Annotated in this window: 2 protein-coding genes and 1 pseudogene; all 3 read left to right on the top strand. The window is 71.9% G+C overall.

Annotation, left to right across the window (positions count from 1 at the left end; genetic code table 11):
• Positions 1-6 precede the first annotated feature (6 nt).
• Positions 7-6,582 carry a type I polyketide synthase gene (locus ACJX2R_RS06435; RefSeq protein WP_413099203.1) on the top strand — a complete coding sequence of 2,192 codons (6,576 nt, stop codon included), beginning with the start codon at positions 7-9 and terminating at the stop codon, positions 6,580-6,582.
• A 120-nt stretch (positions 6,583-6,702) separates the two neighbouring features.
• Positions 6,703-12,192, top strand: coding sequence for an SDR family NAD(P)-dependent oxidoreductase (locus tag ACJX2R_RS06430; protein ID WP_413105782.1), 5,490 nt, complete (start codon positions 6,703-6,705; stop codon positions 12,190-12,192).
• A gap of 30 nt (positions 12,193-12,222) precedes the next feature.
• Positions 12,223-18,726 (top strand): annotated as a pseudogene (locus tag ACJX2R_RS06425) (SDR family NAD(P)-dependent oxidoreductase); the annotation flags it as partial.

Raw genomic sequence — 18,726 nt, 5'->3', positions numbered from 1 at the left:
GCAGCCATGAGCAGTAGCCAGAGCGAACAGATCGTCGACGCCCTGCGCGCCTCGCTGAAGGACAACGCCCGGCTGAAGCACGAGTACGACAAGGCGGTCGCGGCCACCTCCGCCCCCATCGCGATCGTCGGGATGGCCTGCCGGCTGCCGGGCGGGGTGAGCACCCCGGAAGACCTGTGGGAGCTGGTGTCCACCGGCGGTGACGGCATCTCCGGCTTTCCGGTGAACCGCGGTTGGGACCTGGACAACCTCTTCCACCCCGATCCGGACCACCCCGGCACCAGCTATGCCACGGAAGGAGGGTTCCTGCACGACGCGGGGGAGTTCGACGCGGGCTTCTTCGGCATCTCGCCCCGGGAGGCCGTGGCGATGGACCCCCAGCAGCGGATCATGCTGGAGCTGTCCTGGGAGGTGTTCGAGCGCGCCGGGATCGACCCGACCAGCAAACGGGGCAAGGACGTCGGCGTCTACTCCGGTATCGCGTTCCACGACTACGGCTCCGGTCTCGCCGAGGTCCCCGAAGGGCTGGAGGGCTTCATCCTCACCGGTGGCGCGGGAAGTGTGCTGTCCGGACGGGTCTCCTACGCACTCGGCCTCGAAGGCCCGGCCGTGACGATCGACACGGCGTGCTCCTCGTCGCTGGTGGCGCTGCATCTGGCGGCGCAGGCGCTGCGGGCGGGTGAGTGCTCGATGGCGCTGGCCGGTGGCGTCACCGTGATGGCGGCCTCCGACGCCTTCGTGGGCTTCTCCCGCCAGCGCGGCCTGGCCCCCGACGGCCGGTGCAAGGCATTCGCGGCCTCGGCGGACGGCACCGGGTTCTCCGAGGGCGCGGGTGTGCTTCTGCTGGAGCGCCTGTCCGACGCCGTTGACGCGGGGCACCCGGTCCTGGCGGTGGTGCGCGGCTCGGCGGTGAACCAGGACGGTGCCTCCAACGGCCTCACCGCGCCCAACGGCCCCTCACAACGGCGGGTCATCCGCCGGGCGCTGAGCAGCGCACGGCTGACGGGCGCCGATGTGGACGTGGTGGAGGCACACGGCACGGGTACGGCGCTGGGCGACCCCATCGAGGCGCAGGCCCTGCTGGCCACGTACGGCCGGGACCGCGACCGTCCGCTGTGGCTGGGGTCGGTGAAGTCCAACATCGGTCACACCCAGGCCGCCGCCGGTGCGGCCGGTGTGATCAAGATGGTGATGGCGCTGCGGCATGGCGTACTGCCGAAGACGCTGCATGTGGACGCGCCCACGCCCCAGGTGGACTGGTCGGCCGGTGCCGTGGAACTCCTGACCGGCGAGCAGCCGTGGCCGGAGACGGGACGGCCGCGCCGGGCCGCCGTATCGGGCTTCGGCATCAGCGGCACCAACGCCCATGTGATCCTCGAAGAGGCCCCGGCCCGCCGGCCCGGTGAACCCGGCTCCGCGACCGGTGCCACCGCGGAAACCGGCACCGCCGCCACCGAACCGGCTCCGTCGTCACCACCGGTCCTGGACGACGCCCCGGTGCTCGACGGCGCCCCGGTGCCGCTTCTGGTGTCCGGGAGGGGCGAGTCGGGGCTGCGCGCTCAGGCCCAGCGCCTGCTGTCGTTCCTGGACGAACGCCCCGACGTGGCCCTACCGGACCTGGGCTGGTCGCTGGCCTCCGGGCGCGCCGCGCTGGAACAACGCGGCGTGGTGCTGGCCACCGACCGGGAGGCGGCGCTGCGTGGCCTGGCCGCACTGGCCCAGAACGCCCCCGCGCCCGATGTGATCCGCGGCACCGGCCCGGCCACCGGGCATATCGCCTTCGTCTTCCCCGGCCAGGGCTCGCAGTGGCAGGGCATGGCGGCCGAACTGCTCGCCTCCTCACCGGCGTTCGCCGACCGGTTCGCCGAATGTGACGACGCGCTGGGCCGCCACCTGGACTGGTCGGTCACCGATGTGATCCAGGGGGCGGAGGGCGCGCCTTCCCTGGACCGGATCGAGATCCTGCAACCCGCGCTGTTCGCGGTGCATGTGTCCCTGGCGGCGGTGTGGGCGGCGGCCGGGGTCGAACCCGCGGCGGTGGTCGGCCACAGCCAAGGGGAGATCGCGGCGGCGTACGTGGCAGGGGCGCTGTCGCTGGAGGACGCGGCCAGGATCGTGGTCCTGCGCAGCGCACTGTTCGCCGAGGAACTGGTGGGCAGGGGCGCGGTGGCCTCCGTGGCGGTGTCGCCCGACGCCGTGGAGAAGCGGCTGGCGGACTGGGGCGAGCGACTGGTGATCGCCGGACGCAACGGCCCCTCGGCGGTGACCGTCGCGGGCGAGGTGGCCGCGTTGGAGGAGTTCGTGGCCGGGTGCAAGGCCGACGGGATCCGGGCGCAGGTCGTGGGCTCGACGGTGGCCTCGCACTGCGCCCAGGTCGATCCGTTGCGGGACCGCATCCTCGCGATGTTCGCCGACATCACCCCGCGCCGCGGCCACATCCCGTTCTACTCGACGGTCACCGGTGGTGTGCTGGACACCGGCGAACTGGACGCCGAGTACTGGTTCCGCAACGCGCGCCGGCCGGTCGACTTCGAGGGCGCCGTCCATGAACTGCTCGCCGACGGATTCGGCTTCTTCGTCGAGTCCAGCGCCCATCCCGTGCTGGTGACGGCCATGCAGCAGATGTTCGAGGACGCCGGGGCCGACGCGGTGGCCGTGGGTTCCCTGCGGCGCGAAGAGGGCGGTGCGCGGCGGTTCCTGGCCTCCCTCGCCGAGGGCCATGTGGGCGGGCTGCCGGTGGACTGGGCGACGGTGTTCGCCGGTTCGGACCCGCGCCGGATCGATCTGCCCACGTACGCCTTCCAACGGCACCACTACTGGCTGGAGTCGACCGACGCCGTCGGTGACGCGTCCGGGCTCGGCCTCGAACCGGCCCAGCACCCCCTGCTGGGCGCGGTCGCCGAAGTCCCCGAGTCCGGCGGGGTGTTGTTCACCTCCCGGCTGTCGCTGCGTACGCACCCGTGGCTGGCCGACCACGCGGCGGCGGGCACGGTGCTGCTGCCCGGGGCGGCGTTCGTGGAGCTGGCGGTGCGCGCCGGTGACGAGGTGGGCTGCGGTGTCGTCGAGGAGCTCGTCATCGAGGCACCGCTCACCCTGGCCGAGGGCGACGGCGCGCGCCTCCAGGTGTTCGTGGGCGAGGCGGGCGACTCCGGGCGGCGCCCGCTCTCCGTGCGCTCCCGCGCGGAGGGAAGCGGCCCCGGGGCGGCCTGGACACGGCACGCCACGGGTGTCCTGGCCCCGGCCGCCGTCGCCACCCCGCCCGACACCGGCCTCACCCAGTGGCCACCGGCCGGGGCGGTCGCGGTGGACACCGAGCGCGTGGCCGAGGCGTACGAGGACATGGCCGCCGCCGGTTACGGCTACGGACCGGCCTTCCGGGGGCTGCGCGCGGTGTGGACCCGGGGCGAGGAGGTGTTCGCCGAGGTCGCCCTGGCCGACGGCCAGGGGCTCTCGGCGGACGGCTTCGGACTGCACCCGGTGCTGCTCGACTCCGCCATGCACGCGATCGCCTTCCGCGACCTCGGCGCCGCCCAGGCCACGCTGGCGCTGCCGTTCGCCTACCGCGATGTCGCCCTGTACGCCGCCGGGGCGTCCGCGCTACGCGTCCGCATCGCACCGAACGGCCCCGAGGAGGTGGCACTCCACCTGGCGGACACCGGCGGCGCGGCCGTCGCCACCGTCGGCTCCGTGGTGTCCCGGCCGGTGGCCACCGAACTGCTGGAAACCGGCGTCGGCCCCACCCGGGAGTGGATGTTCCGCGTCGGCTGGGACGAGCTATCGGCACCTTCGGCCGACACCGCACCGGACACCCTCCACCCCGTACCGGTGGCGACCGCCGAGGACATCCGCGAACTGGCCGAGACGGCAGACCTGGGCGTGCCCGACGCGCTGCTCCTGGACCTGGCCGCCGGCGGCCAGGAGCCGAGCGCGAGCGGCGTACGGGAGGTGACCGGCCGGGTACTGGAACTGCTCCAGGCCTGGCTGGCCGCACCCGAACTCGAGGACACCCGGCTGCTCGTACTCACCCACGGCGCGGTGGCCGTGCACCACGACCGCGAGCTCTCTGACCCCAGCGCCGCCGCCGTATGCGGTCTGCTCCGGTCCGCCCAGGCCGAGAACCCCGGACGGATCACCCTGGTGGACACCGACCGGGCCCAGGCGTCCCTGGCCCTGCTGCCCGGCGTGTTCACCGGCGGGGAGCCGCAACTCGCCCTCCGCGACGGCATCCGCTACGCCCGCCGCCTCACCCGCGCGGACACCACGGGCGCACTGGCCCCACCCGCGGGCGTGGCGGCCTGGCGGCTCGAACCCGGCACCGACGGCACCCTCGAAGGTCTGGCGCTGCGCCCCGCACCCGCCGCGCTGGAACCCCTGGCGGCCGGTCAGGTCCGGATCGAGGTCCGGGCCGCGGGGCTGAACTTCCTGGACGTCCTGGTGGCGCTGGACATGAACCGGGTCGATGCCACCATCGGCAACGAGGGCTCCGGAGTGGTCACCGAGATCGGCCCCGGAGTGGCCGGGCTCACCGTGGGCGACCGGGTGATGGGGCTGTTCCCCGACGCCGTCGGCCCGCTGGCCGTGGCCGACCACCGCACCGTGGTCAGGATCCCGCACGACTGGTCCTTCCAGCAGGCCGCCACCGTGCCCATGGCGTTCCTCACCGCCTACTACGGGCTGCGCGACCTCGCCGGTCTGCGATCCGGTGAGTCCGTACTGATCCACGCCGCCGCCGGCGGCGTCGGCATGGCCGCCGCGCAGCTCGCCCGCCACTGGGGCGCCGAGGTGTTCGCCACCGCCGCCCCCGCCAAATGGGACGCCATACGCGCCACCGGAATCAGCGCGGACCGGCTCGGCAACTCGCGCACCGTGGACTTCGAATCCCACTTCCTGGCCGCCACCCGGGGCCGGGGCGTCGATGTGGTGCTGGACAGCCTCGCCGGGGAGTTCGTGGACGCGTCACTGCGGCTGCTGCCCCGAGGAGGCCGGTTCCTGGAGATGGGCAAGGCCGACCTGCGAAGCCCCGAAGAGGTCGCGACCACTCACCCCGGCGTCTCCTACCAGGCGTTCTCCCTCTACGAGGCGGGCAACGACCGCATCGGGGAGATGCTGAGCGAACTGGTCGAGCTGTTCGACCGAGGAGCGCTGCACCCGCTGCCGCTGAACACCTGGGACGTACGCCACGCCCCGGCCGCCTTCCGCCACATGAGCCAGGGACGGCACATCGGCAAGAACGTGTTCACCCTGCCCCGCACCCCCGACGCCACCGGCACCCTCCTGGTCACCGGCGGCACCGGCTCGCTGGGCCGCCTGGTGGCCCGGCGCATGGTCACCGAACACGGAATGCGCAACGTCGTCCTGGCCGGACGGCGTGGCAGGGACGCCACGGGGATCCCCGAACTGGAGGACGAGCTCGGCGCGCTGGGCGCCACCGTGCGCACGGTGGCCTGCGACCTCGCCGACCGCGAGGCGGTGGCCGCACTGCTCGGCTCGATCCCCCAGGACGCCCCGCTGACCGCCGTGGTGCACACCGCCGGACTGCTGGACGACGGCGTGATCACCACCCTGACTCCGGAACGCCTGGACACGGTGTTCCGCCCCAAGGTGGACGCGGTGCTCAACCTCCACGAGCTGACCCGCGACCTCGACCTCGCCGCGTTCGTCCTCTTCTCCTCCGGGGCGGGCACCTTCGACTCCCCGGGCCAGGGCAACTACTCCGCCGCCAACGCCTTCCTCGACGCGCTCGCCCGCCACCGCCATGCCAACGGGCTGCCCGCCACCTCCCTCGCCTGGGGCCTGTGGGGGCAGGTGACCGACATGAGCGCGCACCTGGACGACTCCGACCAGCGGCGCATGGCCCAGGGCGGCATGCTCGCACTCTCCGTACCCGAGGGCATGGAGCTGTTCGACACCGCGTTGCGCGGCCCCGACACCGTACTGGTCCCCGCGCACATGGACTTCGCCGCCCTGCGCACCCTGGCCGCCTCCGGCTCGCTGCCCGCACTGCTTCGCGCCCTCGTCCGCACCCCGCGCCGGGCCGTCGACAACGCGGCGGCGGACCCGGACGACCTGGTGAGCAGGCTGGTCAGGGCAACCGCCGGCCAGCAGGAGAAGATCCTGCTCGACCTGGTCCAGCAGGAAGCCGCCGCCGTCCTGGGCCACGCCTCGGCCGATCTGATCGAACCCGACCAGCCCTTCAAGGAGATCGGCTTCGACTCGCTGACCGCCGTGGAGCTGCGCAACCGGCTCTCCCGCCGGGCCGGGGTACGGCTGCCCGCAACGCTCATCTTCGACCACCCCGCCCCCGCGTCCCTCGCCCGCCACCTCCTGGCCGAACTGGGCCAGGAGGTCGACACCTCGGAGGTGCTGATGGCCGAGCTCGACACCGTGGCCACGACCCTGGCCGAGGTGACCCCCGACGCCACGACCCACGCCACGGTGCTGGCCCGCCTCCATCTGCTGGTCGAGCAGTGGGAGACCGCGGCAGGCGCCACAACCGCCGACCAGGACGAGGAGTTCGACGTGGACACCGCGACCGACGAGGCCATGTTCGAGCTCATCGACCGGGAGTTCGGTACCTCGTGACCGCCCGGCCCCGCGCGACGACACACCACACGCCGCCGACCCTCCAGCAGACGCCACCGTTTCCTTCGGGAGTGAACACTCATGGCAGATGACGGGAAGCTGCGCGACTACCTCAAGCGCGTGCTGGCGGACGCCCGCCGCTCCCAGAAGCGGGTCCGCGAGCTGGAGGCCGAGAAGACGGAGCCGATCGCGATCCTCGCGATGGCCTGCCGGCTTCCGGGCGGGGTGTCGTCCCCGGAGCAGCTGTGGGAGCTGGTGCTGCACGGGCGGGACGGGATCACCGGCTTCCCCGTGAACCGTGGTTGGGATTTGGGGGGTCTGTTTCATCCGGACCCCGACCACCGGGGCACCAGCTATGTCCGCGAGGGCGGATTCCTGCATGACGCCGGGGAGTTCGACGCGGGGTTCTTCGGAATCTCCCCGCGCGAGGCGGTCACCATGGATCCGCAGCAGCGCATCATGCTCGAGCTCTCCTGGGAGGCGTTCGAACGGGCGGGGATCGACCCGACCGCGTGGCGCGGCAAGGACGTCGGTGTCTTCTCCGGGTTCGCGGGCAGCGACTACGGGGCCGGGCTGCCGGAGCTGCCCGAGGCCCTGGAGAGCTATCTGATGACCTCCGACGCCGGAAGTGTGCTCTCCGGCCGGATCTCCTACACCTTCGGATTCGAGGGCCCCGCCGTCACGGTCGACACCGCGTGTTCCGCGTCCCTGGTGGCACTCCACCTGGCGGCGCGCGCCCTCCGGGCGGGGGACTGCTCGATGGCGCTGGCCGGTGGCGTCACCGTCCTGGGCACACCCCGGGCTTTCATCGGCTTCTCGCGCCAGCGCGGACTCGCCGCCGACGCCCGCTGCAAGGCATTCGCCGCGGCGGCGGACGGCACCGGATTCTCCGAGGGCGCGGGGGTGCTGCTGCTGGAGCGGCTGTCGGACGCGGAGCGGCGTGGCCATCGGGTGTTGGCGGTGGTGCGGGGCAGCGCGGTGAACCAGGACGGCGCCTCGAATGGGTTGACCGCCCCGAACGGTCCGTCGCAGCAGCGTGTCATCCGGCAGGCACTGGCCCATGCGCGCCTTGGCCCGTCCGAAGTGGACGCGGTGGAGGCCCATGGGACCGGCACGGCGCTGGGCGACCCGATCGAGGCGCAGGCGCTGCTGGCCACGTACGGCCAGGGGCGACCGGAGGACCGCCCGCTGTGGCTGGGTTCGCTCAAGTCCAACATCGGCCATACCCAGGGCGCGGCGGGCGTGGCCGGGGTCATCAAGATGGTGATGGCGCTGCGGCATGGGGCGTTGCCGAAGACGTTGCATGTGGACGAGCCTTCACCGCAGGTGGATTGGTCCTCGGGTGCGGTGGAACTGCTGACCGAGCGGCGGGCGTGGCCTGAGGTGGGGCGTCCGCGCCGGGCGGGGGTGTCGGGGTTCGGGGTGAGCGGGACGAACGCCCACGTGATTCTGGAGCAGGCTCCGGAGACGGCGGTCGACGTGGCGCCGAAGGTTCCTGGTGGGCTGGTGCCGTTGGTGGTGTCGGGGCGAGGTGATGCGGGGTTGCGGGCCCAGGCGCGTCGGCTGCTGGACTTCGCCGAAGGCCACCCGGAGGTGGGGGTGGCGGAGCTGGGTGTTGCGTTGGGTTGTGGTCGGGCGGGGTTGTCGGATCGTGCGGTGGTGGTGGCGGGGGATCGTGGGGAGGCGTTGGCGGGGTTGGGTGCGGTGGTGCGGGGTGAGTTGGGTGTGGGGGTGGTGTCGGGTTCGGTGGTGCGTGGTCGGTTGGGGGTGTTGTTCGCTGGTCAGGGGTGTCAGCGGGTGGGGATGGGGCGGGGGTTGTATGAGGTGTTCCCGGTGTTCCGGGATGCGTTCGATGTGGTGTGTGAGGCGTTGGATGGGGAGTTGGGCGCGGGTGGGGTGTCGGGTTCGGTGCGGGAGGTGGTGTTCGGGGACGGTGAGCTGTTGGAGCGGACGGTGTTCGCTCAGGCGGGGTTGTTCGCGCTGGAGACGGCGTTGTTCCGGCTGGTGGAGTCGTGGGGCGTGGTGCCGGATGTCGTCGGTGGGCATTCGATCGGTGAGGTGACGGCGGCGCATGTGGCGGGTGTGTTGTCGTTGGCAGACGCGACGGTGTTGGTGGCGGCGCGGGGTCGGTTGATGGAGGCGTTGCCGGAGGGTGGCGCGATGGTGGCGGTGGGTGCGGGTGAGGAGCGGGTGCGTTCGCTGCTGGTGTCGGGGGTGGGCATCGCGGCGGTGAACGGGCCTGGGGCGGTGGTGCTCTCCGGTGATGAGGAGCCGGTGCTGCGGGTGGCGGAGGAGTTGTCGGGGCAGGGGTGCCGGACGAGGCGGCTGGCGGTCTCGCACGCGTTCCACTCCGCACGTATGGAGCCGATGCAGGAGGAGTTCCGGCGGGTGGCCGAGGGCTTGTCGTTCGCGGCCCCCGAGATTCCTCTGGTGTCGAACGCAACCGGGGAGTTGGTGGAGGCGGAGGCGGTGTGTTCGCCCGAGTACTGGGTGGAGCATGTGCGTTCGGCCGTGCGGTTCGCGGATGGTGTGCGGGCGTTCGCCGAGTACGGGGTGAGTACGTATCTGGAACTGGGCCCCGATGGCACGCTGTCCGCGATGGGCCGCGAGTGCCTGGACGACGGGCACACCGCCTTCGTACCGGCCCTCCGCCGGGAGGGTGACGAGACCCGCGCCCTTCTCACGGCTCTGGCCACCTGCCATACGCGTGGCGTGCCCATGGACTGGGCGACCGTGCTGGGCGGAACGCACACCGGTTCGCTCGACCTGCCGACGTACGCCTTCCAGCGGGAGCACTACTGGCTGATGGGAGAGCGGCGGGGGGTGGGTGATGTGGCGTCCGCGGGCTTGGTGGGCGTCGGGCACCCGTTGTTGGGTGCGGTGGCGGAGGTGCCGGGGTCGGGTGAGGTGTTGTTCACCTCGCGGTTGTCGTTGGGGTCTCATCCGTGGCTGGCTGATCATGTGGCTGCGGGTGCGGTGTTGTTGCCGGGGGCGGCGTTTGTGGAGTTGGCGGTCCGGGCCGGTGATGAGGTCGGTTGCGGTGGGGTGGAGGAGCTGGTGATGGAGGCTCCGCTGGTGTTGGCGGAGAGCGGGGCGGTTCAGGTGCGGGTGAGTGTGGCGGAGGCCGATGAGGGCGGTCGGCGTGTGGTGCGGGTGTATTCGCGCGCGGAGGACGCGGGCGTGGGCGCTGCGTGGGTGCGGCACGCGAGCGGGACGTTGCGGCCCGCGGCGGGTGCCTCCGCTCCCGATGTGGGGCTGTCGGTGTGGCCTCCGGCGGGTGCGGTGGCGGTGGACCCGGTGGAGGTGGAGGGCCTGTACGACGGTCTGGAGCGCGCCGGGTATCGGTATGGGCCCGTGTTCCAGGGAGTGCGGGCGGCCTGGCGGCTGGATGGCGCGGTGTACGCGGAGGTGGCTCTGCCGGAGGAACATCGGACCCAGGCGGCGGGGTTCGGGCTGCATCCGGCACTCCTCGACGCGGCCCTGCACGCCGCCGCGTTCCAGCACCGTGCGGAACGTGCCGACCAGCGGACGGCGCTGCCCTTCGTCTGGCGCGATGTGGCGCTGTACGCCACGGGTGCCACGGCCTTACGGGTACGGGTGATCCCCGCCGGAGAGGACACCCTGACGCTGGAGTTGGCCGATGAGACCGGCGCCCCGGTGGCCTCGGTGGGTTCGATGGTGTCCCGCCCGGTCGAGCCCGGGCAGTTCAAGACCGCCTCGACACATGACCGTCTGCTCCGCCCCGGATGGGAGGAGACGGCGCTGACGCCGGATGGCACCCCACTGGGCGCGGTGCGGGTGGCCACGGCCGAGGATGTGCGCGCGCTGGCCGAGCGAGGTGACCGGTTCGACGCCGTGACGGTCGAGGTGGCCGAGACCGGAAGTGTGCGCGAGCAGACCACCCGCGTACTGGAAGTCATCCAGGCGTGGTCGACCGAACCCGCGCTGGACGGCACGCGGATGGTCGTGCTGACCACGGGCGCGGTCGCCGTCGATCCGGGCGAGCCGGTCGACCCCGCCATCGCCGCCGTATGGGGGCTCGTCGGCACCGCGCAGTCGGAGAACACCGGCCGGATCCTGCTGCTGGACGTCGACAACGAGCCGTCCTCGTACGCCACGCTGAGCACCCTCGTCCCCGCCCTGTTCGCCGCCGACGAGACCCAGGCCGCGGTCCGCGCCGGAGCGTGCTTCCTACGGCGGCTCACCCGTGTGGTGGAACCGCCCGAGGCCGGAGCGGGCGGTGTGGGCGTGGATGGGACGGTGTTGGTCACGGGCGGTACGGGGGCGCTGGGCGCGGTGGTGGCGCGGCATCTGGTGGCGGTGCACGGGGTGCGGAGTCTGGTGTTGGCCAGTCGGCGCGGGCCCGAGGCCGTGGGCGCCGCCGAGTTGGAGGCGGAGCTGGTGGGGGCGGGTGCGCGGGTGCGGTTCGTGGCGTGTGATGTGGCGGACCGGGATGCGGTGGCCGGGCTGCTGGATGCCGTTCCCGGGGATGCTCCGCTGTCGGCGGTGGTGCATACGGCGGGTGTTCTGGACGACGGTGTGCTGACGGCGTTGACTCCGGAGCGTATGGACGCGGTGTTCCGGCCGAAGGTGGACGGGGCGTTCCATCTGCATGAGCTGACCCGGGACCTGGACCTCTCCGCCTTCGTCCTCTTCTCCTCCGCCGCCGGCACCTTCGGCAGCTCCGGCCAGGGCAACTACGCCGCCGCCAACGCCTACCTCGACGCGCTGGCCCAGCACCGGGCCGCCCAAGGGCTTCCCGCGATCTCCCTCGGCTGGGGCATGTGGTCCCAGGACACGGGGATGACAGCCCAGCTCGGCGACACCGACCACCGCCGACTGGCACGCGACGGACTCGCCGCGCTGACCTCGGCCGAGGGCATGGAGCTCTTCGACACCGCGCTGCGCACGCGCCAACCCACGGTCCTCCCCATCAAACTGGACCTCGGCGCCCTGCGGGCCCACGCCGCCACCGGGGCGGTGCCGCCACTGTTGCGCGGGCTGGTCCCCCAGCCCCGGCGGATCCGGCAGAAGGCCCAGTCGGCGCATGCGCACGACGCCGACGCGCTCACCGCACGACTGGCCGGGGCGGGCCCCGCGGACCGGCGGGCGATCCTGCTCGACCTGGTCCGGCAGGAGGCGGCGTATGTGCTCGGATACGCCTCGGTCGGCCGTATCGGCGCCGAGGCGGCCTTCACCGACGTCGGCTTCGACTCGCTCACGGCGATCGAACTACGGGACCGGCTCCTCGCCCGTACCCGGATGCGACTCCCCGCCACGTTCGCCTTCGACTTCCCCACGCCCCTCGCCCTGGCGAACCACCTGGACACCCGCCTGGGCGCCGAAACCACGCAGGACCCGGTGCTGGCCGAAGTGGCGAGGCTCGAAGAACTGGTGGCCGCCCGGCCACCGGACGGTGTCAAGAACACGGGCGCCGCCGCCCGGCTCCGGGCGCTGGCGGCCAAACTCAGCACCGATGCCCCCGGGCCGGCCGGAGGCGCCGACATCGAAGCGACGCTCGAGGCGGCGTCGGTCGACGACGTACTGGCCTTCATCGACGACGAGTTCGGAATCGTGGACCCGGCGGATTCCGACCGCGCCTACGAGTGAAGGGGAAGGTGACCTCCGGTGGAGAACGACGAGAAGCTGGTCCGGTACCTCAAGCGGGTGACCGCCGACCTGCACCAGGCGCGGCAACGGCTCACCGAGATCGAGGCCGCGCGGTCGGAGCCGATCGCGATCGTGGGGATGGCGTGCCGGTTGCCGGGTGGGGTGACCACGCCGGAGGAGCTGTGGGACCTGGTGATGGAGGGTGGTGACGCGGTCGGTGGGTTTCCGGAGGACCGTGGCTGGGATCTGGAGAACCTCTTCGACCCGGATCCGGACCACCCGGGCACCAGCTATGTCCGCGAGGGTGGTTTTCTGCGCGACGCGGGGGAGTTCGACGCGGGCTTCTTCGGGATCTCGCCACGTGAGGCGCTGGCGATGGATCCGCAGCAGCGGCTGTTGTTGGAGACGTCATGGGAGGCGTTGGAGCGCGCCGGAATCGACCCGACTGGTCTCCGTGGCAGGGACGTTGGAGTCTACTTCGGCACCCTCAACCAGGACTACGCCACGGATGTGGACACGGTCCCCGAGGGTGTCGAGGGCTATCTGATGACGGGCAGCTCGGCGAGCGTACTCACCGGTCGGGTCGCCTATGAGCTGGGGTTCGAGGGCCCGGCGATGACGATCGACACGGCATGCTCCTCCTCACTGGTGGGCCTGCACCTGGCCGCGCAGGCGCTGCGCTCCGGCGAGTGCTCGATGGCCCTGGCAGGAGGGGCCACCGTCATGTCCACCCCCAGCGCCTTCGTTGGCTTCTCGCGGCAGCGCGGCATGGCCGAAGACGGCCGCTGTAAGTCGTTCGCGGCGTCGGCGGATGGCACGGGGTGGGCTGAGGGTGTGGGTGTGGTGGTTGTGGAGCGGTTGTCGGATGCGGAGCGGAACGGGCATCGGGTGTTGGCGGTGGTGCGGGGTAGCGCGGTGAATCAGGACGGTGCGTCGAATGGTTTGACGGCGCCGAATGGTCCGTCGCAGCAGCGGGTGATTCAGCAGGCGTTGGCGAGCGCGGGGCTGGTGGCGGGCGATGTGGACGCCGTGGAGGGCCACGGCACCGGCACCACGCTGGGTGATCCGATCGAGGTCCAGGCGTTGATGCAGACCTACGGCCAGGATCGGCCCGAGGGGCGTCCGTTGTGGTTGGGGTCGTTGAAGTCGAACATCGGTCATGCGCAGGCGGCTGCGGGTGTGGCGGGTGTGATCAAGATGGTGATGGCGTTGCGGCATGGGGTGCTGCCGCGCACGCTGCACGTGGATGAGCCGTCGCCGCAGGTGGATTGGTCGTCGGGTGCGGTGGAGCTGCTGACTGAGCAGCGGGTGTGGCCTGAGGTGGGGCGTCCGCGTCGGGTGGGGGTGTCGGGGTTCGGGGTGAGTGGGACGAACGCTCATGTGATTTTGGAGCAGGCTCCGGAGGCGGCGGTTGACGTCGTGCCGGAGGTTCCGGGTGGTGTGATGCCGTTGGTCGTTTCGGGCTCTGATGGGGCGGGGCTCCGGGGGCAGGCGCGGCGGCTGCTGGACTTTCTGGAGCCGCGGTCAGACGTGGAACTGGGCCATTTGGCACGTTCCTTGGCAGCGTCGCGGGCGGGGTTGTCGGAACGTGCGGTGGTGCTGGCGGGGGACCGAAGTGAGGCGCTGGCGGGTCTGGAGGCCGTGGCCGGGGGTGAGGTGGCCGGTGGCGATGTGGTGGGACGCGCGGACGCTCAGGGTCGGGTGGCGTTTGTCTTTCCTGGTCAGGGGGCGCAGTGGGTGGGGATGGGTGCGGAGTTGTTGGAGTCGAGTGTGGTGTTTGCGGAGTGTTTGGCGGAGTGTGCGGGGGTGTTGGATCCGTTGACGGGGTGGTCGTTGGTGGATGTGGTGCGGGGTGTGGGGGGTGGTGTGTCGTTGGAGCGGGTGGATGTGGTGCAGCCGGTGTCGTTTGCGGTGATGGTGGGGTTGGCGCGGGTGTGGTTGGCGGCTGGTGTGGTGCCGTCGGTGGTGGTGGGTCATTCGCAGGGGGAGATTGCGGCGGCGTGTGTGGCGGGTGGGTTGTCGTTGGAGGATGCGGCGCGGGTGGTGGTGTTGCGTAGCCGGGCGATCGCGGCTGGGTTGTCGGGTCGTGGCGGGATGGTGTCGCTGGCTGTAGGTGTGGGTGAGGCGGAGCGGTTGGTTGAGGGGTGGTCGGGTCGGGTTGGGGTGGCGGCGGTGAATGGGCCGTTGTCGGTGGTGGTGGCTGGTGAGCGGGAGGCGTTGCGGGAGCTGGTGGAGGAGTGCGAGGGGGCGGGGGTGCGGGCGCGGTGGGTTGATGTGGATTACGCCTCGCATACGGCGCAGGTGGAGGCGGTCGAGGAGGAGTTGGCCCGGTCGTTGTCGCAGGTGCGGCCGGTGTCCTCACGTATCCCGTTCTTCTCCACGGTGGAGGGGGAGTGGGTGGATACGGCCGAGTTGGATGCTGGGTACTGGTACCGCAATCTGCGCAGCACCGTCCGCTTCGCCCCGTCCATCGACCGGTTGATCGAGGAAGGTTTTACGGCCTTCGTCGAGGTGAGTGCGCATCCGGTGCTGACGATGAGCATTGAGGCGGCGGCGGAGCAAGCGGACGCCGGACCGGTCGTGGTGACCGGGACGCTCCGCCGGGACGAGGGCGGAATGCGCCGCGTGCTCACCTCCCTGGCCGAGGCATACGTACGCGGCGTCCCCGTGAACTGGTCCGCCCTGCTCGGCGACATCCCCGCGCTCGCCGCGATGGATCTGCCCACCTACGCCTTCCAACGTCAGCACTACTGGCTGGGACGGCGAGGCGGATCGGTGGACGCGACAGCGCTGGGGCTCGCGGGCGCCGACCATCCACTGCTGGGCGCCGTGACCGAACTGCCCGAGTCGGGGGGCCTGCTGTTCACCTCCCGCCTGTCGCCGCGTACGCATCCGTGGCTGGGCGACCACACGGCGGCGGGCACGGTGCTGCTGCCCGGGGCGGCGTTCGTGGAGCTGGCGGTGCGCGCCGGTGACGAAGTCGGCTGTGGGGTCGTCGAAGAGCTTGTCGTCGAAGCACCGCTGGCCCTTCCCGAGCGCGACGGTGTTCAGCTGCGGGTGAGCGTCGGCGCGGCGGACGATTCCGGCCGACGCCCGCTGGCAGTGCACTCACGCGGCCAGGACGGTGGTACGGACACCCCCTGGACCCGCCACATCAGCGGCACCCTTGCCCAGGACACCCCCGATGACCTGGACGCGGACCTGACGCAGTGGCCCCCCGCCGGGGCGGTCGCGGTCCCGGAGGAGCGGGTGCGCGGCGTCTATGAGGAGCTGGAGGCGAGCGGTTACGGATACGGCCCGGCCTTCCGTGGTCTGCGGGCCGCGTGGACGCGGGGCGACGAGATCTACGCCGAGGTGGCCCTGCCCGAGGAGCTGTCGGCCGAAGCCACCGCGTTTGGGCTGCACCCCGTACTGCTCGACGCGGCCCTGCACGCCACCGCGTTCCGCGACCGTACCGGTGACCAGGCAGGGCCCACCCTGCCGTTCGCCTATCGGGGAGTGTCCCTGCATGCCTCCGGCGCTTCGGCACTGCGCGTACGTATCACACCCAACGGCAAGGAGGGGGTGGGCCTTCGGCTGGCCGATCCGAGCGGGGCGGCGGTGGCGGCGGTCGAGTCGTTGGTGTCGCGGCCGATGCCGACGGCGCTGCTGGACGCCGCCACACGGACCTCGACCGACCGGATGTTCCTCGTAGGGTGGGAGGAGCTGCGGGTCGACGCCGCCGACGTACCACTGGACACCGTCTCCGTACACACCGCGCAGGATGTACGGCAGTTGGCCACCCGAGTCGACGCGTCGGTCGCGGCGCCGCCCGTGTTGCGGTACGAGATCGGCCCCGACGATGCCGTAGGCGACGACACCAGCGCGGCCCGCGCGCATGAGCTGACGGGCCAAGTTCTGGACGTGCTGCGGACGTGGCTGACCGAGCCCACGCTGGAGGACTCACGCCTGCTGGTGCTGACACGGCGCGCGGTAGGAGTCCGGGACACCGATCCGATCGATCCGGCGGTCGCCGCGGCCTGGGGGCTGGTCGGCACCGCGCAGTCGGAGAACCCCGGGCGGATCCTGCTCCTCGACCTGGACCGCGCACCGGCCTCCACGGAGGCCCTGCCCACCCTTCTGCCCGCCCTGCTCGCCGGGGACGAACCACAGCTCGCACTACGAGCGGGCGTCTGCCACCAACGCCGTCTGACCCGGGCGACGGCCGACGAGGCACTGGTGGCGCCCGAGGGAGAACTCGCGTGGCAGCTGGGCACCCGCGGCCCGGGAACGCTCGAGGGCCTGGCGCTGCTGCCGTCGCCGGGGGCATTGGCGCCACTGCCCCCGGGCCATGTCCGGATCGAGACACGTGCCGCGGGGCTCAACTTCCGCGATGTGCTGATGGCGCTGGGCATGTACCCCGGCGAGATCAGCATCGGCAACGAGGGCGCGGGCGTCGTCACGGAGGTCGGCCCGGATGTCACCCGCTTCGCTCCGGGCGACCGCGTCATGGGGCTCTTCGAGGGCGCGGGCGGCCCCATCGCCGTCGCCGACTGCCGCACTCTCGTCCACATGCCTGATGGGTGGTCCTTCCAGCAGGCGGCCGCGGTCCCCTGCGCATTCCTCACCGCCTACTACGGACTGCGCGACCTGGCAGGGCTGGAGCGCGGGGAGTCGGTGCTCATCCATGCCGCCGCCGGTGGCGTCGGCATGGCCGCGGTGCAACTGGCGCGGCATTGGGGCGCCGAGGTCTACGGCACCGCCAGCCCGGCCAAGTGGGACGCGGCGCGTACCGCCGGTGTCCCGGACGGACGGCTGGCCAACTCCCGGACCCTGGAGTTCGAGCATCGGTTTCTCGAGATGACCGGCGGCCGTGGCTTCGATGTGGTGCTGGACGCCCTCGCCGGAGACTTCGTGGACGCCTCACTCCGATTGCTGCCCAGGGGCGGGCGGTTCATCGAAATGGGCAAGAGCGATATCCGGGACGCCGAAGAGGTGGGCAATCAGCACCCCGGCGTGGCCTATCGGGCGTTTGACCTGGCCGAGGCCGGTGGCGAGCGCATCCGGCGGATGCTGACCGAGCTGGTCGACCTCTTCGAGAAGGGGGTGCTGACCCCGCCACCGGTGACCGCATGGGACATCCGGCGCGCCCCGGCCGCCTTCCGCTTCATGAGCCGGGCGCAGCACATCGGCAAGAACGTGTTCACCCTGCCGCGCCGACTTGACCCGGACGGCACCGTCCTCATCACGGGTGGTACCGGATCGCTGGGCAAGGTGGCCGCCCGGCGTCTGGTGACCGAGCATGGCGTACGGAATCTGGTGCTGACCAGCCGGAGCGGACCCCAGGCCACCGGCGCCGCCGAGCTGGAGCGGGAACTGACCTCACTCGGCGCACGAGTACGGATCGCCGCATGCGATGTGGCAGACCGCGACGCCCTGGCCGGGTTGCTGTCCTCGCTGCCCGAAGACGCACCGCTGACCTCCGTGGTGCACAGCGCGGGAGCGCTGGACGACGGCGTGATCACCGCATTGACCAGGGAGCGGCTGGACACGGTCTTCACCCCGAAGGTGGACGCCGCGCTCCATCTGCACGAGCTGACCCGGCACCTGGATCTGGCGGCCTTCGTCCTGTTCTCCTCGGCCGCGGGGACGCTCGGCGGCTCGGGGCAGGGGAGCTATGTGGCGGCCAACGCCTTCCTGGACGCCTTGGCACATCGGCGCCGCGCCGAGGGGCTACCGGGCATCTCCCTGGGGTGGGGGCTGTGGGCACAGGGTGCGGGGGTCGGGCTGACCGGCCACCTCACCGACGCCGACCAGCGGCGCATGGCGCGCGGGGGAGTGACCGGGCTGTCGGAGGGCGAAGGCGGAGCACTGTTCGACACCGCGCTGCGCATGCCCCAGCCGGTGGTGCTTCCGATGAAACTGGACCTGGGCGCACTGCGGACTCAAGCCGCCACCGGACCAGTGCCACCGTTGCTCCGTGGCCTCGTCCGGCAGGGTCGGCGCATCGCGCGGACGGCCGCCGATCTGGACGCCTTCACTCAGAGCCTGACCAGGGCCACGCCCGAGGAGCAGGAGCGGATCCTGCTCGGCCTGGTCTGCCGGGAGGCGGCTCGGGTACTGGGCCACGCCTCCGCCCACGCCATCGGGCCGGACCTGGCGTTCAACGAAATCGGCTTCGATTCCCTCACGGCGGTGGAACTGCGCAACCGGCTGGCCAACCACACCGGGATACGGCTCCCGGCCACGCTGGTCTTCGACTATCCGACGCCCACCGCCCTGATGCGCCACTTGCGGACGAAGCTCTGCCCGGATGCCCCACCTGAGCAGGGCCTCGCTGCGAGTGAGGAGGACCTGCGCCGCGCGTTGGCCGGCACACCGCTGAGCCGCTTCCAGGAGCTGGGCATCCTCGACACCCTCATGGCGCTGGTCCGGGAACCCGAAGCGGAACAGCAGGTGGACGGGGAATCGGCGGAGGAGCGATCGGCTGCCGCCATCGCCCATATGGATGTGGCCAGTCTGGTGCAACGAGCCATGAGCAAGGCCGGGAAGTAA

This window comes from Streptomyces sp. Inha503 (assembly GCF_047215865.1).
In the GTDB taxonomy this organism is placed as follows: domain Bacteria; phylum Actinomycetota; class Actinomycetes; order Streptomycetales; family Streptomycetaceae; genus Streptomyces; species Streptomyces lycopersici.
Note: the sequence above shows the minus strand (reverse complement) of the source record. Positions and strands in the feature narration are given on the sequence as shown.